Origin of the sequence: Streptoverticillium olivoreticuli subsp. olivoreticuli, assembly GCF_003391135.1 — a bacterium.
In the GTDB taxonomy this organism is placed as follows: Bacteria; Actinomycetota; Actinomycetes; order Streptomycetales; family Streptomycetaceae; genus Streptomyces; species Streptomyces blastmyceticus.
In genome coordinates this window covers 8343407-8367317 of record NZ_CP031455.1, presented here as the reverse complement: position 1 = coordinate 8367317, position 23911 = coordinate 8343407, and the positions used below count along the sequence as shown (strand labels likewise).

General features: G+C 74.5%; 2 protein-coding genes and 1 pseudogene (1 of these 3 only partly in view). All 3 read right to left on the bottom strand.

Annotated features, from left to right (window positions below; translation table 11 throughout):
• Window positions 1–45: 45 nt before the first annotated feature.
• Window positions 46–7062, bottom strand: a pseudogene (locus DXZ73_RS35995) (SDR family NAD(P)-dependent oxidoreductase); the annotation flags it as partial.
• Between the two features lie 38 nt (window positions 7063–7100).
• Entirely contained in the window at window positions 7101–12461 is a 5361-nt protein-coding gene (locus DXZ73_RS35990; protein WP_116215110.1) for a type I polyketide synthase, read from the bottom strand.
• A gap of 20 nt (window positions 12462–12481) precedes the next feature.
• Window positions 12482–23911, bottom strand: the 3' portion of a protein-coding gene (locus DXZ73_RS35985) for a type I polyketide synthase (protein WP_116216099.1). The gene runs 17055 nt beyond the window's last position; 11430 of the gene's 28485 nt are visible here — the last part of the coding sequence; its start codon lies beyond the right edge, outside the window; the stop codon is at window positions 12482–12484.

Below are 23911 nucleotides of genomic sequence, written 5' to 3'. Positions count from 1 at the left end.
GCGGTGCTGTCACGCTCCGCCGACGGAGTCGAGCCAGTCCTCCACGGTCTCCGCGGTCGGTGCGGCATGCTCCTTGACGATGGAGAAGTGGTCGGCGTCGACCGTGCGGACGCAGGCCGACGGGATCAGGGCGGGCTTCTCCTCGCCGCCCGGACCGTCGGACCCGGCTGCGGCGGGCTCGAGACCGGCAACCTGCCTCGCCGCCTGGAGGGTCAGCACGGGAGCGGTCGTGTGCTGCACGTCGAGCCCCTTGAGCAGGCTCATCCACCAGCCCATCGCGGACAGCCTGGAGTTGGTCATCCGCACCGGGGAGACCTCGTCGACCGTGAAGAAATGCCGTATCAGGCCGTGATAGTCGTGGTCCTCGCTGTCCTCCTTGTTGTCGTGCCGGATGCTGAGGGTGTCCAGCAGCACCACGGCCGCGGGCTTGATGCCCCACGTGCTCTCCAGCAGGCACGCGGCCGCGTAGGCGAACGCTCCGGCGGAGGAGTGTCCGACCAGGACGAAGGGCTCGCCGTCGCTCGCGCGCAGCGCGCTTTCCGCGATGACCCTGGCCGCGCTCTCGGCCGTGGCGGGCAGCCGCTCCCCCGCGGCGAAGCCGATCAGCGGCACGGCGCTGACGTGCCGCCTGCCCCGGAAGGACGCGGCGAACCTGGCGTACTCGTGGACGCCGCCGTTGGCGGTGGGCGTGCTGACGCAGATCAGCCGGGGCTTGACGGGGCCCTCGGCGAGCGTGGTGGCCAGCGGCAGGTCCTCCAGCTCGGCCGTGCTCTCGAAGGTCGGGCGGATGCCGCCCAGGGCCTTCACCATGAGCCGGGCCTCCAGGATCCTGCCTCTTTCCACCGCGTCGAGGAACATCCGCTCCAGCGAGTCGACCTCCTGCCCGGCGGCCGGGCCCCCGGGCGCCGCGCCGGACGGGGAGCCGTCCGGGCCCGGCCGATCGGCGAGTTCGCTGCGCAGCCACGTGGCGAGGTTCTCGGGGGTCCGGTTGTCGAAGACCACGGTGGCGGGCAGCTGCAGCCCGGTGGCCGCGGCGATCCTGTTGCGGAGCTCGACCGCGGTCAGGGAGTCGAAGCCCAGCTCGAAGAAGTCCCGGTGGACCTCGATGCCCTGGGCCGACGCGTGCCCCAGCACGGCCGCGGCCTCGCTCCGCACCAAGTCGGTCACGAGGCGGGCGCGCTCGCCCTCGCCCAGTTCCGCCAGCTGCCGGGCGAACTGCTGCGCCGTGCCGGCACCGGTGGCCGAGGCGGCGGCGCGGCGGCCGGATTTGACCAGGCCGCGCAGTACGGGCGGTACGGGACCGGCGACCCGTACCGGCCCGGAGGCGCGGCCGAGCGCGACGAGGTGAGCCGCGTCGCACGCCTCGGCCGCGTCGAGCAGGGCCAGCCCCTGCTCGACGGAGAGGGGCGACGCCCCGTACGCGGCGATGCGCTGCATGTCCGCCTCGGTCAGCGCGGCCGTCATTCCGCTGCCCTGTGCCCACGCGCCCCACGCCAGGGACTGGGCGGGCAGGCCCTGTGCGCGGCGGTGGTGGGCCAGGGCGTCGAGGAAGACGTTGCCCGCCGCGTAGTTGCCCTGCCCCGGAGTGCCCATGACGCCGGAAATGGACGAGAACAGCACGAACGCGGCCAGGTCGAGGCCCTTGGTGGCCTCGTGCAGATGCCACGCGCCGTCCACCTTCGGACGCAGCACACCCGACATCCGCTCGGCGTTCAGCGAGGTCACCACGCCGTCATCGAGGACACCGGCGGTGTGGATCACCGCGGTCAGCGGGTGCTCGGCCGGGACCGAGGCCACGAGCCCCGCCACCGCCTCACGGTCCGCCACATCGCAAGCGACGACACCGACTTCGGCACCACGGCCGGCCAACTCGTCGCGCAGCTCGGACACGCCCGGTGCCTCCGGGCCGCTCCGGCTCACCAGCAACAGGTGTTTCACACCACGTTCGGTCACCAGGTGACGGGCCAGCTCACGGCCCAGACCACCCGTGCCTCCGGTGATCAAGACAGTGCCGTCCACGGCCCACGTGCGCGGCATGGTCAGCACGATCTTGCCGATGTGCTGGGCCCGGCTCATGTGACGGAACGCCTCAGGAGCCCGCCGTACGTCCCACGTCGCGACCGGCAGCAGGCTCAGCGCACCGGCGGCGAACAGCTCCAGCAGCTCGGACAGCAGCTCCTGGGTCCGTTCGGGGCCTGCCTCGCCGAGGTCGAAGGCGCGGTAGTGGACGGCGGCGACCGACTCCGGGTCACGAATGTCGGTCTTGCCCATCTCCAGGAACCGGCCGCCGGGAGCGGTCGACCGCAGTGAGGCATCCACGAATTCGCCGGCGAGCGCGTTGAGCACCACATCGACGCCGCGGCCGTCCGTGACCTCCAGGAAACGCTGCTCGAAATCGGTGGTGCGGGACGACGCGATGTGGTCGTCCGGGACGCCGAGTCCGCGCAGGGTGTCCCACTTGCCCTCGCTCGCCGTGGCGAACACCTCGGCACCGAGGTGACGGGCCAGCTGGATCGCCGCCATGCCGACGCCACCCGCACCGGCGTGAATGAGGATCCGCTCGCCGGGCTTCAGGGCCGCGAGGTCCTTCAGGGCGTACAGAGCGGTCAGGAAGACCAGCGGAACGGACGCGGCCTGAGCGGACGACCAGCCGTCAGGAATCCTGGCGAGGAGCCGCTCGTCGCACACGGCCACCGGGCCGAAACCACCGAACATCATGCCCAACACCCGGTCGCCCACGCGCAGTCCACGCACTCCGGGGCCGGTCTCGGTCACCACGCCGGCGCCCTCGGCACCCAGCCGCCCGGCCTCACCCGGATACATGCCCAAGGCGTTGAGCACATCGCGGAAGTTCACACCCGCGGCCTGGACCTCGATCCGCACCTGCCCCGGCCCGAGCGGCTCCAGAACCTCCGGGCACGGTGCGAGCAACAGCTTGTCCAAGCTCCCCTTGGCGCCGGAGTCCAGCCGCCACGGCACCCCGGCAGGCGGCAGCAGCCCCGCACCACCGCCCAGGGAACCCAGCCGTGCCACCCGCACGGCACCGTCGCGCACCACGAACTCCTCGTCACCGGCGGCCAGCAGGCCCGGCAGGAGCGGGAGCGTGGCCGGGAGGTCGCCCTTCTCGGCGTCCAGCAGCACGAACCGGCCCGGATTCTCCGACTGCGCCGACCGCACCAGACCCCACACCGCGCCCGCGGCCAGGTCCCGTACGGTCTCGCCCTCATCGGCCGCGACGGCACCGCGGGTGACGAACACCAGACGCGAGTCCGCGAACCGCCCATCTGCCGGCCAGGACTGGAGCAGGTCCAGGACCCGGGCCGTCAGCTCGTGGGTGGCGGCGGGCACATCGTCGCCCGTACCGGACACGGGAACCAGCACCAGGTCCTCGTGGCCCGTGAGGTCCGCCAGGGAGGCGACCGACGCGCCCGCGCCGAGCCCGTCGGCGCCCAGGACCACGCACCGGGCCCCGGTGGACGGCACCTCGGGGGCGGGCACCCAGTCCAGCGACAGCAGCGTGTCGTACTCGGCGCTGCGTGGCGCGGACGCCGGGGCCGCCGCTCCCGATGTGCCGCGCAGGATCAGGGCCTCCGCCGACAGCACGGGCGCGCCTTCGACGTCGACGGCCGTGATGGACACACGGTCGTCGCCGGTCCTCGTGACCCGGGCCCGAACGGTCGAGGCACCGCCTGCGTGCAGCGACACGCCCTGCCACGCGAACGGCATGAGGAGCTGGCCCTCGTCGCCGACACCGGCCATGCGGTGGGACTGGATCACCGCGTCCAGCAGCGCCGGGTGGAGCCCGAACGACGCGGCCTCACCGGCGATGTCGCCCGGCAGCGCGGCTTCGAGGAAGACCTCGTTCCCGCGCTGCCGGACCGAGCGCAGGCCCTGGAACGCGGGGCCGTAGCCGGTCCCCTCGTAGAAGCCCTCCAGGTCCACGGCCACCGCGTCCGGCGGCGGCCAGGCCTGCGAACCGAAGTCCTCGATCCGCTCCCCGCCGGTCAGCGTGCCATTGGCGTGCTGGATCCACGGTCCGTCGGGCGCGCCGTCGGCGCACGAGTGCACGGAGATCGTGCGGACGCCCGCCTCGTCGGGGGCACCGACCAGCACCTGGACCAGTGCGGCACCCTCCTCCGGCAGCACGAGGGGGGTGAGGAGGACGAACTCCTCGACCCTGTCGCAACCGACCTGGTCACCGGCGCGCATGGCCAGTTCCAGGAAGCCGGTGGCCGGGAAGAGGACGTTCCCACCGATGGCGTGGTCGATGAGCCACGGGTAGGTCTGGAGCGACAGCCTGCCCGTGAACACCACTTCGCCGGAGTCCGCGAGAGCGAGCATCGCGCCCAGCAGCGGGTGTTCGGCGGGCAGCAGACCCGCGCCGGTCACGTCCCCGGCGAGCGCGGCGGGCCTGGGCCAGAAGCGCTCGTGCTGGAAGGGGTAGGTGGGCAGGTCGGTGCGGCGGGCGCCGGTACCGGCGAAGAGCCCGGACCAGTCCACCTCGACACCCGCGACATGGAGCCGCGCGAGGGCGGTGAGGAGGGCGGTCTCCTCGGGGCGGTCCTTGCGGAGCGCGGACACCGCCACCGGGCCGTCGTCCAGGCTGTGCTGGGCCATCGCCGTCAGCACACCATCCGGACCCAACTCAAAGAAGACCGAGGCCCCTTCGGATGCCAGAGCACGTATACCGTCGGCGAACCGGACCGTCTCCCGCACATGCCGGACCCAGTACTCCGCCGAGCACACCAGCTCTTCGTCAGCGAGCTTGCCGGTCACATTCGAAACCATCGGAAGCTGCGGAGCCCGGAACGAAATACCTTCGGCGACCCGGCGGAATTCATCCAGCATCGGATCCATCAACGGCGAGTGAAAAGCATGACTCACTGACAGACGCTGCGTCTTACGCCCCTCGGCGATGAACTTCTTCTCAATGTGCAGCACTTCGGCCTCAACACCGGCGATGACCACCGACTCGGGGCCATTGACGGCGGCGATCGACACACCATCCACCAGCCGCGCGACAACATCCCCTTCCCCAGCCTGAACCGCGACCATCGCACCACCGGCGGGAAGCGCGTTCATCAACCGCGCACGCGCCCCGACGAGACGGCAGGCATCCTCCAACGAGAACACCCCCGCCACATGAGCCGCCGCGATCTCACCGATCGAATGCCCCGCGACGAAGTCCGGACGGATCCCCCAGGATTCGACCAACCGGAACAACGCCACCTCGACAGCGAACAGAGCAGGCTGCGTGAACCCCGTCCCGTTCAACCGCTCCGCATCACAGAACATCACCTCACGCACATCACCCTCGAAATGCGCCAGCACCGCATCCAACGCCTCCGCGAACACCGGGAAACGACCGTACAGCTCCCGGCCCATCCCCACCCGCTGCGCACCCTGTCCGGAGAACAGCACCGCGAGATTCCCGGACCTGTCCTCGGCCGATCCGCGCGCGACCTCGACGGTCCCGTCGTCCCCGGCCAGCAGGACCACGCGGTGTACGAGTTGTGCGCGGGAGGTCGCCAGCGAGAAGCCGACGTCGAGCGGGGAAGGGCCCGCCAGCGTGAGGATCCGCTCCAGCTGCGCGGCCAGCGCCTCCTCGGACTTCGCCGAGACGGGCCACGGCACGGCCGACAGCGAGGTCTTCGGCCCGCCCTCGTCCCCGGCACCGGGCTCCTCGGGGGCCGGGGCCTGCTCGATGATGGCGTGGGCGTTGGTGCCGCTGATCCCGAACGCCGAGACACCCGCGCGCCGCGGCCGGTCGGTCTCCGGCCACTTCTGAGGTTCCGTCAGCAGCTCCACCGCGCCGGCCGACCAGTCCACGTGCGAGGACGGCGCGTCCACGTGCAGCGTCTTCGGCAGGACGCCGTGCCGCATCGCCAGGATCACCTTGATGATGCCCGCGACGCCGGCCGCCGCCTGGGTGTGACCGATGTTCGACTTGATCGACCCGAGCCACAGCGGCCGCTCGGGGTCCCGGTCCCGGCCGTACGTGGCGAGCAGCGCCTGCGCCTCGATCGGGTCGCCGAGGGTGGTGCCCGTGCCGTGCGCCTCGACCGCGTCCACCTCGGACGCCGACAGCCCGGCGCTCGCCAGCGCCTGCTGGATCACCCGTTGCTGGGACGGGCCGTTGGGGGCGGTCAGCCCGTTGGAGGCGCCGTCCTGGTTGACGGCGGAGCCGCGGACGACCGCCAGGATCTCGTGCCCGTTGCGGCGGGCGTCGGAGAGGCGCTCCAGGACGAGGACGCCCACGCCCTCGGACCAGCTGGTGCCGTCGGCGGAGTCCGCGAACGCCTTGCAGCGGCCGTCCGCCGCCAGGCCGCCCTGCCGGCTGAATCCGGCGAAGCTCATCGGGGTCGAAAGGACCGTCACACCGCCGGCCAGCGCGAGCGAGCACTCGCCGTTGCGCAGCGCGTGGGCCGCCAGGTGCAGCGAGACGAGCGAGGACGAGCACGCGGTGTCGACGGTGACCGCCGGGCCCTCCAGGCCGAAGCTGTACGAGAGCCGGCCGGAGAGGACGCTGCCCGCGAGTCCGGTGCTGCCGTGCGCCTCGACGTCCTCGCGGGAGTTCATCACGACGCCGACGTAGTCGACGCCGTTCGTGCCGATGAAGACGCCGGTCTCGCTGCCCCGCAGGGACACGGGGTCGATGCCGGCGCCCTCCAGCGCCTCCCAGGAGCTCTCCAGCAGCAGCCGCTGCTGCGGGTCCGTCGCCACGGCCTCGCGCGGGGAGATGCCGAAGAAGTCGGCGTCGAAGGCGGTGGCGTCGACGAAGCCGCCCTCGGCCGGCGCGCTGCCGCCGCTTCCGTCCCCGTCGAGGAGATCGAGGTTCCAGCCCCGGTCCGTGGGGAACGCCGAGATGCCGTCCCGTCCGTCGTCCAGCAATTGCCAGAGCTCTTCCGGCGACCGCACCCCGCCCGGCAGCCGGCAGGACATCCCCACGACGGCGATGGGCTCCTGCTTGCCGGACTCGGCCTCCAGCAGCCGCTGGCGGGTCTGGTGCAGATCGGCCGTGACCCACTTCAGGTAGTCAACGAGCTTTTTGTCGTTCGACATGACGAGAGAAACCTTCCCTGTGGATATGGAGGCCGGATTCAGCGATCGCTGTGACGGCCGAGCTCGTTGTCGATGAAGGCGAAGATCTCATCGGTGCCGGCGGCTTCGATCCGCTCGGCGACTTCGGCGCCGGCGTCCTCCGCTCCGGTCCCCCGCCACTTCTCCAGCATCTGGAACAGACGGCTGGAGACGGCGGCCCGGGTGCGGGCGTCCGGCTCGCCCGCGGCGAGCACGGAGTCGATCCGTTCGAGTTCCGCGAGGAGTGCGGGGCCCGCGTCGGCCGCGGCCTCGTCCACGAGCTGCGAGACGAGGTGTCCGGCGAGTGCGGTGGGGTTGGGGTAGTCGAAGACGAGGGTCGCGGACAGCCGCAGACCCGTGACCGCGGTCAGCCGGTTGCGCAGCTCGACGGCGGTCAGCGAGTCGAACCCCAGGTCCCGGAACTCCTTCCGCGCGTCGACGGCCTTCGCCGACGCATGCCCCAGCACAGCGGCCGCCTCCGTCCGCACCAGATCCACCACGAGGCGCGCGCGCTCGTCTGGCCGCGCCTCCCGCAGCCGGCGGCCGAGCGTCGCGGCCGCTTCGGCACCGCCCGCGGAGCTCGCGGCCGTGCGGCGGGCGCCCTTGACGAGGCCCCGCAGCAGCGGCGGTACCTCGCCGCGGACCCGGGTGCCCGGGGCGACCGGGCCGATCGGGACGACGAACGCCTCGTCCGACGCGGTGGCGGCGTCGAACAGCGCCAGGCCCTGCTCGACCGACAGCGGCGGCACGCCGGACGCCGCGATGCGCCGCATGTCCGCCTCGGACAAGGCGCCCGTCATGCCGTCGGCCTGCGCCCACGCTCCCCAGGCCAGCGACTGCGCGGGCAGGCCCAGCGCCGCCCGGTGCCGGGCGAGCGCGTCGAGGAAGACGTTGCCTGCGGCGTAGTTGCCCTGACCCGCGCCGCCCATGACGCCCGAGGCCGACGAGAAGAGGACGAACGCGCCGAGGTCCGTCTCCCGGGTGAGCTCGTGCAGGTGCCAGGCGGCGTCGGCCTTCGGCCGCAGCACGCCCGACAGCCGCTCGGCGGACAGCGACGTGACCACGCCGTCGTCCAGCACACCGGCCGTGTGGACGACCGCGGCCAGCGGGCGCTCCAGGGCGGCCAGCAGCCGCGCGGCCGCGGCGCGGTCGGCGATGTCGCACGCCTCGACCACCACATCGGCGCCGAGAGCGACCAGCTCGTCGCGCAGCTCCGCCGCGCCCGGGGCCGCCGCGCCCCGGCGGCTCACCAGCGTCAGGTGCCGCACGCCGCGCTCGGCCACCAGATGCCGGGCCAGCACACCGCCCAGGCCACCCGTACCGCCCGTGATCAGCACCGTGCCGTCCGCGTTCCACCCGGGGGCGGCGGCCTGCGCGTCGGCCCGCTCGGGCAGCCGGGCCAGCCGGGCCACGCACACGGCGCCGTCGCGCACGGCGAACTGGGCGTCGCCCGAGGCCAGCAGGCCCGGCAGGGCCCGCAGAAGGGCCGGGACGTCCCCGTCCTCGGCGTCCACCAGGACGAACCGGTCCGGGTGCTCCGACTGCGCCGACCCCACCAGACCCCACACCGCGGCGCCGGCCGGATCGCCGCCGGACACCGCTCCGTTCGTCACGAACACCAGCCGCGCGTGGGCGAACCTCTCCCCCGCGAGCCACTCCTGCATCAGCTCCAGGACGCGCGCCGTCAGCCCGTGCACCGCGCCCGGGACGTCGCCGCCCGCACCCGACACCGGGACCACGACCAGGTCCGGGACGTCCGTGAGCGACGCCGGCCCATCCGCGCCGAGCGTGGTGCTCCGGACCTCGCCGGAAGGAGTCCGCCCCTCGGGGGTCGCCACCCACTCCAGGCGCAGCAGCGCGCCCCGCTCCGCTCCGTCGCGGCGTGCCGAGACGGCCGTCCGGGCGCCGAGGACCAGCGAGTCCGCCGACAGGACGGGCGCGCCCGCGATGTCCGCCACGGCGACGGAGAACGCGTCATCGCCGGTCTTCGCGAGGCGTATCCGCACCGCTGGAGCGCCACCGGCATGCAGCGATACGCCCGCCCACGACGCCGGCGCGAGGTCCCCGGCGAGCCCGGTCGCCTGCGTGACCGCCTCCAGCAGCGCGGGGTGCAGCCCGAAGGCCCCGGCGTCGTCCGCCCGGCCCGGGAGCGCCGCCTCGACGAACGTCTCGTCGCCGCGGGTCCAGACCGCGCGCAGGGTCCGGAACACCGGGCCGTGCCCGGTGCCCTCGGCGAGATCCTCCGGGTCCACGGCCACGGCTCCGCTCGGCGGCCACACGGACGCGTCGAACTCGGCGGTCCACTCACCGGAGTTCAGGACACCGACGGCGTGCTCCGTCCACGTCTGGTCCGCGGAGTCGGCGATCTGCGAGTGGACGCTCACCTTGCGCGCGCCCGCCGCGTCGGGGGCACCGGCCCACACCTGGAGGAGCACGGCGCCTTCCTCGGGCAGCACGAGGGGCTCGCCGAAGGTGAGCTCGTCGACCCGGTCGCAGCCGACCTGGTCGCCCACGCGGATGGCCAGTTCGAGGAATCCGGCGGCGGGGAACACGGGCACGCCGTCCACCATGTGGTCGAGCAGCCAGGGGTGCGTCCGCGCCGACAGCCTGCTCGTGAACAGCATTCCGCCGGAGCCCGCGGGCGATACCGCCGCGCCCAGCAGCGGGTGCTCCGCGGGCATCAGGCCCGCGGCGGACACATCGCCCGCCGGGGCCGCCAGCTTCGGCCAGTACCGCTCGTGCTGGAACGCGTACGTGGGGACGTCCACGCGGCGCGCGCCCGTGCCGGCGAACCACGCGGCCCAGTCGACTCCGACACCGACGACGTGGAGCTGCGCGAGGGCGGTGAGCAGGGCCGTTTCCTCGGGGCGGCCCTTGCGCAGCGCGGACACCGCCACCGGGCCGTCGTCCAGACTGTGCTGGGCCATGGCCGTCAGCACACCGTCCGGACCCAACTCCAGGAAGACCGAAGCACCTTCGGACGCCAGAGCACGTATACCGTCCGCGAAACGGACGGTCTCCCGCACATGCCTCACCCAGTACTCCGCCGAGCACACCAGCCCTTCGTCAGCGAGCCCGCCGGTCACATTCGAAACCATCGGAAGCTGCGGAGCCCGGAACGAAATGCCTTCTGCGACCCGGCGGAATTCATCCAGCATCGGATCCATCAACGGCGAGTGGAAAGCGTGACTCACCGACAGACGCTGTGTCTTACGGCTCTCGGCAGCGAACCTCTCCGCAATGTGGAGTACTTCGGTTTCATCACCGGCGATGACGACCGACTCCGGGCCATTGACCGCCGCGATCGACACACCATCCACCAGCCGCGCGGCAACATCCCCTTCCGCAGCCTGGACGGCCACCATCGCACCGCCCGCAGGAAGCGCGTTCATCAACCGCGCACGAGCAGCCACCAGTCGGCAGGCATCCTCCAACGAGAACACCCCCGCCACATGCGCCGCCGCGATCTCACCGATCGAATGCCCCGCGACGAAGTCCGGACGGATCCCCCACGACTCCACCAACCGGAACAACGCCACCTCGACAGCGAACAGAGCAGGCTGCGTGAACCCCGTCCCGTTCAACCGCTCCGCATCACAGAACATCACCTCACGCACATCACCCTCGAAATGCGCCAGCACCGCATCCAACGCCTCCGCGAACACCGGGAAACGGCCGTACAACTCCCGGCCCATCCCCACCCGCTGCGCACCCTGCCCCGAGAACAGCACCGCGAGCGAACGTCCCGTGCTCGCGCGTCCCCGGGCCGCCTCGGTCGGACCGCCGTCGGGGCCGCCGGCGAGCAGTACGGCGCGGTGCTCGAACACCGACCGTCCCGTGGCCAGCGAGAAGCCCACGTCGGCCGGCGACAGCGACCCGGCCGACGGCGGGAGCCTCTCGATCTGGGCCGTCAGGGCCTCCTCGGACTTCGCCGAGACGAGCCACGGCACGACACCGGGCGGGGCCGCCGGGGGCCCGGCCGGCTCCTCGGCGGGCTCCGCCTGCTCCAGGATCACGTGGGCGTTGGTGCCGCTGATCCCGAAGGACGACACCCCGGCGCGCCACGGCCGGTCGACGTCCGGCCACGCCCGCGGCTCCGTCAGCAGCTCCACCGCGCCGGCCGACCAGTCGACGTGCGAGGACGGCGCGTCCACGTGCAGGGTGCCGGGCAGCACTCCGTGCCGCATCGCCATGACGGTCTTGATGACGCCCGCGACGCCGGCGGCCGCCTGGGCGTGGCCGATGTTGGACTTCACCGACCCGAGCAGCAGCGGCCGTTCGGGGTCGCGCCCCTGCCCGTAGGTCGCGAGCAGGGCCCGGGCCTCGATCGGGTCGCCGAGCGGGGTGCCGGTGCCGTGGCCCTCGACGGCGTCCACGTCCTGCGCGGAGAGCCCGGCGGCGGCCAGGGCCTGCCGGATCACCCGCTGCTGGGCCCGCCCGTTGGGGGCTGTGAAGCCGTTGGAGGCGCCGTCCTGGTTGACCGCCGAGCCCTTCACCAGGGCGAGGACGGGGTGCCCGTTGCGGCGGGCGTCGGAGAGCCGTTCGACGACGAGGACGCCCACGCCCTCGGACCAGCCGGTGCCGTCGGCCGCGTCGGAGTAGGCCTTGCAGCGGCCGTCCGACGCGAGCCCGCCCTGCCGGCTGAACTCGATCAGGGATCCGGGGGACGACATGACGTTCACTCCGCCGACCAGCGCCAGCGAGCACTCGCCGGCGCGGAGGGCGTGGGCCGCCGTGTGCAGGGCCACGAGCGAGGAGGAGCACGCCGTGTCGACGGTCACCGCCGGGCCCTCCAGGCCCAGGGTGTAGGAGAGCCGTCCGGAGGTGGCGCTGGCGGCGATGCCGGTGCCGATGTCGCCGGTGGCGTCGGCGAGGGAGCGCACGAGCAGGTAGGCGTAGTCCTGTCCGTTCGTTCCGACGAAGACGCCGGTGCCGCTGCCGCGCAGGGATACCGGGTCGATGCCGGCGCGCTCGATCGCCTCCCAGGAGGTCTCCAGCAGCAGCCGCTGCTGGGGGTCCATGGTGACGGCCTCGCGCGGCGAGATCCCGAAGAATCCCGCGTCGAAGCCGACCGCGCTGTCGAGGAAGCCGCCTTCCTGGCTGACGGTGTTGCCGCGCTTGTCGGCCCCGGCCTCCCGCAGGGCGGCGAGGTCCCAGCCGCGGTCGGTGGGGAAGCCGGAGATCGCGTCCTTGCCGGCGGCCAGGAGCTCCCACAGGTCCTCGGGCGAGTTCACGCCTCCGGGGTAGCGGCAGCCCATCGCCACGATCGCGATCGGCTCCGTGGCCGCGGCGACGAGCCTGTGGTTCTGCCGGCGCAGGTGCTCGGCTTCCTTCAGGGAGGTGCGGAGAGCTTCGACTACTTTTTCGCTGGGTGTGGTCATGTTCCGCTCTTTCCGCTCCGTCAGTCGCGCTCGTGGTGGGAATTGCCGTCCAGTGCCGCCTGCACCAGGTCGTCGACGTCCATGGCGTCGATCGACTCGTCATAGGCGTCCGCCGCCGTCCGCGCGGTGGCGTCGCCGCCCGCCCCGGCGGTCCGCGCGGCGAGCTTCAGCAGGGGTTCGAGCACGCCGATCTCGCGCAGCTGGGCCACGGAGACGGAGGCGAGCAGGGCCCTGACGCCGGACTGGTCGAGGTCGGTCCCGTCGGCCGCTTCGCCGGGCCCGTCGTCGGGGACGAGCAGGCCCAGGATGTGGCCGGCCAGGTCGACGGGGCTCGGGTGGTCGAAGACGAGGGTGGCGGCGAGGCCCAGTCCGGTCGCGGCGCCGAGCTGGTTGCGCAGCTCGACCGCGGCGAGGGAGTCGAAGCCGAGGTCCCGGAAGGCCCGGTCGGCGCCGACGGCGTCGGCGGTGGGGTGGCCCAGGACGGCGGCGGCCCGGTCGCGCACCAGGTCCAGTACGGCTTCGGAGCGCTGTGCGGGCGACAGGCCCGTCAGCTTGTCGCGCAGGGCGGTGCCCGTGGCCTCCTCGCCGGTGTTCCCGGCCGGGCGGTGCTCGGCGGGCGCGGTCAGCTCCGCGAGGAGCGGGCTGGGCCGTACGGCGGTGAAGTTCCGTACGAACCGGTCGCGTTCGACCTCGACGACGACCTCGGTGGGCCGGCCGTCCATGACGGCCCGGCGCAGTGCCGTGACGGCGAGGGCGGGGTCCAGCGGCCGGATCCCGGTGCGCTGGGCCGCGGCGGCCGCCCGGCCGTCGGCGGCCATGCCGCCGCCGCTCCAGGGGCCCCAGGCGATCGAGGTCGCGGCCAGGCCCTGCGCGCTGCGCCGTTCGGCGAGGGCGTCCAGGAAGGCGTTGGCCGCGGCGTAGTTGGCCTGGCCGGGGTTGCCGACCGCGGAGGACGAGGAGGAGAACAGGGCGAACACCTCCAGGTCCAACTCCCGTGTGAGGTCGTGCAGGGCCAGGGCCGAGGCGGCCTTGGCGTGGAAGACGGCCTCGAAGCGGTCGGGGGTGAGGCTGTCCAGGACGCCGTCGTCGAGGACGCCCGCGGTGTGGACGACGCCCGTGAGGGGCGCGTCCGCCGGGATGTCCGCGAGGACCGCGGCGAGCGCCTCGCGGTCGGCGGCGTCGCAGGCGGCGAGGGTGACGTCCGCGCCGAGTGCGGTGAGTTCGTCCCGCAGTCCGGCCGCGCCGGGTGCGTCCGGGCCGCGGCGGCCCAGCAGCAGCAGGTGCCGCGCGCCCGCCCGGGCGAGTTCGCGTGCCACGTGGGCGCCCAGCGCTCCGGTGCCGCCGGTGATCAGGACGGTGCCGGTGGGGTTCCACTCCCGAGCGGTCCGTCCGGCCGGCACGGGCACCAGCCTGCGGCCGAGGACCGCCGAGGGCCGTGCCGCGATCTGGTCCTCGCCGCCGGGGGCCGCGAGGGCTTCGGCGAAGCGGGCCGCGGACCGCTCGTCGAGGGTGTCGGGCAGGTCGATCAGGCCGCCCCAGCGCTGCGGGTACTCCAGGGCGGCGACGCGCCCCAGCCCCCATACGGCGGCCTGGGCGGGGGCGGGCACCGGCTCGGACGGCGCGGCCGCGACGGCGCCGCGGGTGACGCACCACAGGGGTGCGTCGATGTCCGCGTCGCCGAGCGCCTGGATCAGGGTGGTGGTGAGCGCCAGGCCCTCGGGGGCGTCCGCCGCGGAGGCGGGCGCCGTCGCGAGGGCGAGCAGGGAGACCACGCCGGTGAACCCGGGCCCGCCGGCCGCCTGTCGGCGCAGCAGGCCGGCCAGTTCCTCGCGTCCGTGGCCGTCCACCTCCAGGCGCGCGGTGTCCGGGCCCAGGGCGGCGACGGCGCCGGCGGCCCAGGGGTCGTCGGCGTGTCCCGCCGGGACCACGGCGAGCCAGGTGCCCGCCGGGGTGCGGTCGGGGGCGGGGGTGAGCGGCTTCCAGGTGATCCGCTGCCGCCAGCCGTCGACGGTGTTCACCTCGCCGCGCCGGCGGCGCCAGTCCGCGAGCGCGGGGAGCACCTTGGACAGGGCGTCGCCGTCGACGTTCAGCGTCGATTCGAGCGAGGCGAAGTCCTCGTCCCGGACGGCGGACCAGAAGCCGTCGTCCTCGCCGCCGGGCGCGCCGGGGCCGGTGGCCGGCTGCGGCTGCGGCCAGAACCGCTGGTGCTGGAAGGGGTAGGTGGGCAGGTCGGTGCGGCGGGGCCGGGCCGGGCCGAGCAGCGCGGGCCAGCGCGGGTCGAGGCCGTCGACGTGCAGCCGGGCGAGCGCGGTGAGCAGGGACTCCTCCTCGTCGCGGCCCTTGCGCAGGGCCGGTACGGCCACCGCCGTCGAGGCCAGGGCGTCGAGGGTGTCCTGGGCCATGGCGCACAGCGAGCCGTCGGGGCCGAGCTCCAGGAAGACGGAGGCTCCGCGCTCGGCGAGGGTGCGGACGCCGTCGCCGAAGCGGACGGCCTCGCGGACGTGGCGCACCCAGTAGTCCGGGGAGCACACCTGCTCCTCGGTCGCCGCCTCGCCGGTCAGGTTGGACACGAGCGGGATCGCCGGGGCGCCGTAGGCGACGCTCCGGGTGACCCGTCGGAAGTCCTCGAGAATGGCGTCCATGTGCAGCGAGTGAAACGCATGGCTCACCCGCAAACGCCTAGTCTTGCGCCCGTCGGCCGTGAACTTCTCCGCTATGGCGAGCACCGCGTCCTCGTCCCCGGAGAGGACCACCGACTCCGGTCCGTTGACCGCGGCGACCGACACGCCGTCGGTCAGGTGCGCCAGCACCTCGCTCTCGGCGGCCCGGACGGCGACCATGGCGCCGCCCTGGGGGAGGGCGTCCATCAGCCTCGCCCGTGCGGCCACCAGGCGGCAGGCGTCCTCCAGGGAGAACACCCCGGCCACGTGCGCCGCCGCGATCTCGCCGACAGAGTGCCCGGCGACGAAGTCGGGGCGGATGCCCCAGGACTCCACCAGCCGGAACAGCGCCACCTCGATGGCGAACAGCGCGGGCTGGGTGTATCCGGTGCGGTCCAGCCGCTCGGCGTCGTCGAACATGACGTCCCGCAGGGGCCGTTCGAGCTCGGCGTCCAGGTGCGCGGTCACCGCGTCGAGGGCCTCGGCGAAGACCGGGAAGCGGGCGTGGAGCTCGCGGCCCATACCGACGCGCTGCGAGCCCTGGCCGGAGAAGAGCACCGCCAGCTTGCCACGGCGGGCCGGGGCGCCGCCCTGGACCACCTGCGGCGAGGCGAGGCCGTCGGCGAGCGCGGCCAGGCCCTGGAGCAGGTCGTCACGGCCGCCGGCGAGGACCGCGGCCCGGTGCGCGAAGGCCGACCTGGTGGTGGCCAGGGCCTGGGCGAGGGCGGCGGGGGTGAGCCCGGGCCGCGCGCTCACATAGGCGTGCAGCTGCCTGGCCTGGTCCCGCAGGGCTTCCGGCACGGCGGCCGACACGGGCACGGGCAGCAGGCCGGGCTCCTCCGCGGGCTCGGGCCCGGGTCCGGCGGCCGGTGCGGGCTGCTCGATGATGACGTGGGAGTTGGTGCCGCTGGCGCCGAAGGCCGAGATGCCCGCCCGGCGCGGGCGGCCCGTCTCCGGCCAGTCGGCCGCTTCGGTCAGCAGCTCGACCGCGCCGGCGGTCCAGTCGACGTGCGTCGAGGGCTCGTCGATGTGCAGCGTCCTGGGCAGGACGCCGTGGCGCATCGCCATGACCATCTTGATCACGCCCGCGACGCCGGCGGCGGCCTGGGTGTGCCCGATGTTGGACTTCAGCGACCCCAGCAGCAACGGCTGTTCGCGGTCCTTGCCGTAGGTGGCGAGCAGGGCCTGCGCCTCGATGGGGTCGCCCAGCGTGGTGCCCGTGCCGTGGGCCTCCACGGCGTCCACGTCGGCCGGTGCCAGCCCGGCGTTGGCCAGGGCCCGGCGGATGACGCGGCGCTGCGAGGGGCCGTTGGGGGCGGTGAGGCCGTTGGAGGCGCCGTCCTGGTTGACGGCCGAACCGCGCAGGACCGCGAGGACCTCGTGCCCGTTGCGCCGGGCGTCCGAGAGCCGCTCCAGGACGAGGACGCCGACGCCCTCGGACCAGCCGGTGCCGCCGGCCGAGGAGGAGAAGGCCCGGCAGCGGCCGTCCGCCGAGAGGGCTCCCAGCTCCCCGAACTCGATGAAGTTCACCGGGCTGGACATCACGGTCACGCCGCCGGTGAGCGCGATCGAGCACTCGCCGTTGCGCAGGGCCTGAGCGGCGAGGTGGACCGCCACCAGCGACGACGAGCACGCCGTGTCGACGCTGACGGACGGGCCCTCCAGACCGAAGCTGTAGGACACCCGGCCGGAGAGCAGGCTGGCCGACTGCGCGGTCTGCGCGTGGCCCAGCTGGCCGGCCTCGGGCCGGTAGTCGCCCGAGCCGCCGCCGATGAACACGCCCGTGTCGCCGCCGCGCAGCTCCGCCGGGTCGATGCCGGTGCGCTCCAGCGCCTCCCAGGCGGCTTCCAGCAGGATGCGCTGCTGCGGGTCCATCACCATCGCCTCGCGCGGCGAGATCCCGAAGAAGCCGGGGTCGAAGTCCGCCACGTCGTAGAGGAATCCGCCTTCGCGGGCGACGGTCCGGCCCCGGCCGTCCCGGTCGCCGTGCAGCAGCCGGTCCAGGTCCCAGCCCCGGTCGGCGGGGAAGCCGCCGATGGCGTCCACGCCCCCCATGACCAGGTTCCACAGGTCCTCGGGCGAGCGGACCCCGCCCGGGTAGCGGCAGCTCATGCCGACGATCACGATCGGGTCGTCCGCCGCGGCGGCGCGCACCCCCGGGGCGTCCGTCCCGGGCAGCTCTTCGCCGTCCTCGCCGAGGAGTTCGGCCAGCAGGTGGCCGGCCAGCGCCTCGGCGGTCGGGTAGTCGAAGACGAGGGTGGCGGGCAGGGCCAGGCCCGTCGCGGTGGCGAGCTGGTTGCGCAGGTCGACGGCGGTCAGCGAGTCGAAGCCGAGGTCCTTGAACGCCTGTCCGGAGGGGACGGCGTCGGCGTCGGCGAACCCGAGCACCGAGGCCGCCTCGCCGCGGACCACGGCCAGCAGCGCCTCGGTCCGCTCCGCGGCCGGGCGGGCCGCGAGTTCGGCCCGGAGGCCGGACGCGGGTCCCGCCGTGCCGGGCTCGGCGGGGCCCGCCAGGGCCTCGCGGGCCTCGGGCAGGTCCGTGAAGAGGGCGCCGGGCCGGGTGCGGGCGAAGGCCGGCGCGAACCGGTCCCACCGCACGTCGGCGACCGTCACCGAGGAGGCGTCGGTGCCGACGGACCGGGCGAGCGCGGTCAGGGCCCGCCGGGGGTCCATCGAGGGCAGCCCGTTGGCCCGCAGGTGCGCGGCCAGGCCGTCGGGGGCGGTGTCCGCCCAGGCGCCCCAGGAGACCGACAGGGCGCGCAGTCCGCGGGCGCGGTAGCGCAGGGCCAGGGCGTCCAGGAAGGCCCCGGCGGCCGCGTCCGCTCCCCTGCCGCTCACGCCCCACGTCCCGGCGATCGAGGAGAAGAGGACGAACGCGTCCAGGGGCCGCCCGCCGGTCGCGGCGTCGGCCACGGCCACCAGGTTCTCGGCGCCCGCGTGCAGCGCGGCCAGGGCCGCGCCCGGCCCGTCGGCGGAGGGCGCTCCCTCCTCACCGGCGTACACCACTGCGGTCAGCGGCTGGGTCTCGGGAAGGGCGGCGAGCGCGGTCAGCAGCGCCTCGCCATCGGCCGGGGAGCAGGTGACGAGTGTCAACTCGGTGCCGAGTTCGGCGAGTTCGGTGCCCAGGTCCGTGGCGTCCGGCGCGGTGGCCGTGGCCAGCAGGACGCGCTGGGCGCCCTGCTCCGCGAGCCAGCGGACGAGGTGTCCGCCGGAGCCGGCCACGTCGCCGGCGACCAGGACCGTGCCGGTCGGCTGCCACGGCGCCGACGGGGCGTCGGCCGTGGCGCGCGTCAGCCGGCGGCCGAAGGCGCCGGAGGGGCGCAGGGCCACCTGGTCCTCGCCGTCCGTGCCGGACAGGACGGCGCGGAGGCGGTCCGCCGAGCGGCGGTCGAGCACGTGCGGTACGTCGACGAGCCCGCCCCAGCGGTCCGGGTGCTCCAGGGCCGTCACGCGGCCGAGCCCCCACACCGCCGCCTGGGCGGCGCTCGTCTCCGCGTCCGAGCGGCCGACCGACACCGCGCCCCGGGTGACGCACCACAGCGGGGCGTCGATCCCGGCGTCCGCCAGCGCCTCCACCGCCTCGCCCGGCCGGGCCGGGCCCACGGGGAGGGTGTCGGCGGCCGGGGCCGCGAGCAGGGAGACGACGCCGGTGAACCGGCGTCCCTCCAGGGCGAGTTCGGTGAGGTCCGCGATCAGTGCGGCGGGGCCGGCCTCGATCACGACGGCGTCCTCGCCGAGGGCCGCGATCACGGCGGCGGTCCACTTGTCGGCGGCGCTTCCCTCTGGGACGAGCGCCAGCCACGGTCCGGTGAGCGCGCCCGGCGCGGCTCCGGTGAGCGGCTTCCAGGTCACGTGGTAGCGCCAGCCGTCGACGGCCGTGCGCTCGGCGCGCTTGCGGCGCCAGGTCGACAGGGCGGGCACGAGGGCGGACAGCGAGGCGTCGTCCAGCTCCAGGTCGGCCGACAGCGCCGCCAGGTCCTCGCGCTCCACCGCGGCCCAGAACTCGGCGTCCTCGGGGTTCTGCGGGCCGTCCTGCGCGGCCCCCGCGGGGGCGCTCTCCGGCCAGAACCACTCGCGCTGGAACGGGTACGTCGGCAGGTCGGTGCGGCGGGCGCCGGTGCCGTCGAAGAGCCCGGCCCAGTCCACGTCCACACCCGCGACGTGCAGCCGCGCGAGGGCGGTGAGCAGGGCCGTCTCCTCGGGGCGGTCCTTGCGGAGGGCCGGTACGGCCACGGAGGTGTCGTCCAGGGTGTGCTGGGCCATGGCCGTCAGCACACCGTCGGGTCCCAACTCCAGGAAGACGGAGGAGCCTTCGGTGGCGAGGGTGCGTACACCGTCGGCGAAGCGGACCGTCTCACGGACGTGGCGGACCCAGTACTCGGCAGAGCACACCAGCTCTTCCGTGGCGAGCCCGCCCGTCACGTTCGAGACGACCGGGATCCGCGGCGCCTCGTAGGACAGGCCCTCGGCGACCCGGCGGAAGTCCGCCAGCATCGGCTCCATGAGCGCGGAGTGGAAGGCGTGGCTCACCGACAGTCGCTGGGTCTTGCGGCCCTCGGCGGCGAATTCCTCGGCGATGCGGAGCACTTCGGCCTCCTCGCCCGCGAGGACGACCGACTCCGGACCGTTGACGGCCGCGATCGACACACCGTCCACCAGCCGTCCGGCGACCTCTTCCTCCGCGGCCTGGACGGCGACCATCGCACCGCCCGCGGGCAGTGCCTGCATCAGACGTGCCCGCGCCGCGACGAGCCGGCAGGCGTCCTCCAGGGAGAACACCCCGGCCACGTGAGCCGCCGCGATCTCACCGATCGAGTGACCCGCGACGAAGTCCGGGCGGATCCCCCAGGATTCGGCCAGCCGGAACAACGCCACCTCGACGGCGAACAGAGCAGGCTGTGTGAACCCGGTCTCGTCCAGCCCCTCCGCTTCGCCGAACATGACGTCCCGCAGCGGGCGTTCCAACTCGGTGTCGAAGTGGGCCGCCACCGCGTCGAGGGCCTCGGCGAACGCCGGGAAGCGGGCGTAGAGCTCCCGTCCCATGCCGACGCGCTGCGCGCCCTGCCCCGAGAACAGCACCGCGAGCTTCCCGGTGTCTCCCTGGGTGACGCCGCGCGCGAGTTCCGAGACCCGCCCGCCGTCGGCCAGGAGCACCGCGCGGTGGGCGAACGCGGCCCTGCCGGTGGCGAGGGAGTAGCCCACGTCGGCGGGTGAGGGGCCGGTCAGCGCGGAGATCCGCTCGATCTGGGCCGCCAGCGCGGCCTCGGACTTGGCCGACACCGGCCAGGGCACCGCGCCCTGCGCCGTGGCGGGCGCCTGCGCCCCGGGCTCGGCCTCCGCCTCCGGGGCCTGCTCGATGATGACGTGGGCGTTGGTGCCGCTGACGCCGAAGGCGGAGACGCCGGCCCGCCGGGCGCGCCCCGTCCCGGGCCAGTCCCGCTCCTCGGTGAGGAGCGAGACCGCGCCGTCCGACCAGTCGACGTGCGAGGTCGGGGCGTCGACGTGCAGGGTCCTGGGCAGCGTGCCGTGGCGCATCGCCATGACCATCTTGATGATGCCCGCGGCGCCGGCCGCGGCCTGGGTGTGGCCCAGGTTCGACTTGACCGCGCCGAGCAGCAGCGGGAGTTCGCGGTCCTGTCCGTAGGCGGCGATGAGGGCGTGTGCCTCGATGGGGTCGCCGAGTGTGGTGCCGGTGCCGTGGGCCTCGACGGCGTCGACGTCGGCGGGGGCGAGGCCCGCGTCGGCCAGTGCCTCGCGGATGACGCGCTGCTGGGCACGGCCGTTGGGGGCGGTCAGGCCGTTGGAGGCGCCGTCCTGGTTGACGGCGGTGCCGCGCACGATGCCCCAGACCTCGTGGCCGTTGCGGCGGGCGTCGGAGAGGCGCTCCAGGACGAGGACGCCCACGCCCTCGGACCAGCCCGTGCCGTCGGCCGCGTCGGCGAAGGCCTTGATGCGGCCGTCGGGGGCCAGCCCGCCCTGGACGGTGAACTCGGTGAAGGAGTCGGGACCGGACATCACCGAGACGCCGCCGGCGAGGGCGAGGGTGCACTCGCCGCTGCGCAGGGACTGCGCGGCCATGTGCAGGGCGACGAGGGAGGAGGAGCAGGCGGTGTCGACGGTGACGGCCGGGCCCTCAAGGCCGAGGGCGTAGGAGAGCCGGCCGGACATGACGCTGGCGGTGTTGCCGGTGGCGACGTGGCCGCGGACGTCGGCGGTGCCCTTGCGCAGGAGCGTGGCGTAGTCCTGGCCGTTGGTGCCGACGAAGACGCCGGTGCGGCTGCCGCGCAGGGTGGTCGCGTCGATCCCGGCGCGCTCGAAGACCTCCCAGGTGGTCTCCAGCAGCAGGCGCTGCTGGGGGTCCATGGCGAGGGCCTCGCGGGGCGAGATGCCGAAGAAGGAGGCGTCGAAGAGTCCGACGCCGTCGAGGAATCCGCCGTCGAGGGTCGCGGAGGCGCCCCGGGCGAGCTCGTCCAGGTCCCAGCCCCGGTCGGCGGGGAATCCGGCGATCGCGTCCTCGCCGCGGCTCAGGAGCCGCCAGAGGTCTTCGGGGGATGCGACGCCGCCGGGGAAGCGGCAGCTCATGCCGACGATGGCGATGGGGTCCTCGGACACCGCCCGGTCGGCCTGCGCGGGAGTGCCGGAGGCCTCCTCGGGCAGGGTGCCGAGGAGCTCGGTGAGCAGGAACTCGGCGAGGGCGAGCGGGGTCGGGTAGTCGTAGACGAGGGTCGCGGGCAGCTTCAGCCCGGTCGTGGCCGTCAGGGCGTTGCGCAGTTCGACGATCGTCAGCGAGTCGAAGCCGAGGTCGCTGAAGGCCTGGTCGGCGCCGACGCTCCCGGTGCCGGAGTGCCCGAGGACCGCGGCCACCTGTCCGCGCAGGAGGTCGAGGACGAACCGCGGGCGCGCGGCCGGGGAGAGCCCGGCGAGCCGCCGGCGCAGCGCGGGTTCCCGCAGGGCGGTCCCGGGTGTGCCGGCGGGGGCCGTGGCCCCGGTCCGGCGCAGTTCGGGGAGGTCGCCGACGGAGGGGTTGGGGCGGAGCGCGGTGAAGACGTCCGCGTAGCGCTCCCAGTCGACGTCGACGAGGGTCGTGGCCGTGTCGCCGTGTTCGATGGCGTGGCGCATCGCGGTGAGGGCGAGTCCGGGTGCCATGGGGGTGAAGCCGCCACGGCGGACGCGGCTGTCGACGCCGGGTCCGTCGGCGGCCATTCCTGCCTCGGCCCAGGGGCCCCAGCCGAGGGAGGTCGCGGGCAGGCCCGCCGCGCGGCGGTGCTCGGCGAAGGCGTCGAGGAAGGCGTTGGCGGCTGCGTAGTTGCCCTGGCCGGGGGCGCCGAGGGTGCCGGCGACGGAGGAGAAGAGGACGAAGGCGGTCAGGCCGTGGTCGCGGGTCGCCTCGTGCAGGTTGAGGGTGGCGGTGACCTTGGCGCGCAGGACGGCGGTGAACTTCTCGGGGGTGAGGGTGTCCACGGTGCCGTCGTCGACGGTGCCGGCGGTGTGGAACACCGCGGTGAGCGGGTGTTCCCCGGGGATCGCGGCGAGTACGGCGGTGAGCGCGTCGCGGTCGGCGGTGTCGCAGGCGGCCAGGGTGACGCGGGCGCCCGAGTCCTCCAGTGCGGCCCGCAGTTCCCCGGCTCCCGGCGCGTCGGCGCCGCGGCGGCTGACGAGCAGCAGGTGCCGGGCGCCTCGTGCGGCGAGCCAGCGGGCGACGCGGCCGCCCAGGGCGCCGGTGCCGCCGGTGACGAGCACGGTGCCGCCGGGCCGGAACTCGCCGGGTGCGGGGGCGTCCCCGACGGGGTGGTGGGCCAGCCGGCGGGCGTACGTCGCGGTGGCGCGTACGGCGAGCTGGTCCTCGCCGTCGCTTCCGGCGAGGACGGCGGCCAGTCGGCGCAGGGTGGTGTCGGCGAGCTCGTCGGGGAGGTCGACGAGGCCGCCCCAGCGCTCGGGGTGCTCCAGGGCGACCACCCGGCCGAGGCCCCAGGCGGCTGCCTGGGCGGGGCGGGCGAGCTGTTCGGAGCGGCCGACCGCCACGGCGGTGCGCGTCACGCACCACAGGGGTGCCTCGATGCCGGCGTCGCCCAGTGCCTGTACGGCGGCCGTCGTCAGCAGCAGGCCGGCGGGCGCGTCGGGGGCGTCCCGCCCGTCCTCGTCGGCCACGGCCAGCAGGGACAGTACGCCCGTGAACCCGTCGCCTCCGGCGGCCAGTTCGCGCAGGCGGTCGGCCAGAGCCTCGCGCTGCGGGGTGGTGACGTCGAGGCGGACGGTGTCGGTGGCGAGGGCGCCGGTGACCGCGTCGAGCCATGCCGGGTCGGCGGCGTCGGCCGGGGCGAGCACCAGCCAGGTGCCGGACGGGGTCGCGGGGCGGGAGGCGCCGGTCAGGGGCTTCCAGGTGGCCCGGTAGCGCCAGCTGTCGACGGTGGAGCGCTCGACGCGCTTGCGGCGCCAGGACGCCAGGGCGGGCACGACGGCGGTGAGGGTGTCGTCGTCCAGGTCGAGGGAGGTGCCAAGGGACGTGATGTCCGCGCGCTCGACCGCCGACCAGAACGCGGCGTCCGCCCCGTCGGCAGGGCCCTCCGCGGCCAAGGTCACGGCGGCCGTCTCGGGCCAGTAGCGCTCGCGCTGGAAGGGGTAGGTCGGCAGGTCGGTCCGCCGGGCGCCGGTACCGGCGAACACCGCGGTCCAGTCGACCCGTACGCCGTGCGTGTGGAGCCGGGCGAGGGCCGTGGTGAGGGCCGGGCCCTCGGGACGGTCGCGGCGCAGGGCCGGGACGGCGACGGCGCCGCTCTCCTCGTCGGCGGT

Bases quoted from the DNA above. Each gene is read 5' to 3' on its own strand.
- DXZ73_RS35990 (WP_116215110.1), bottom strand. From the start codon at position 12,461: ATGACCACACCCAGCGAAAAAGTAGTCGAAGCTCTCCGCACCTCCCTG.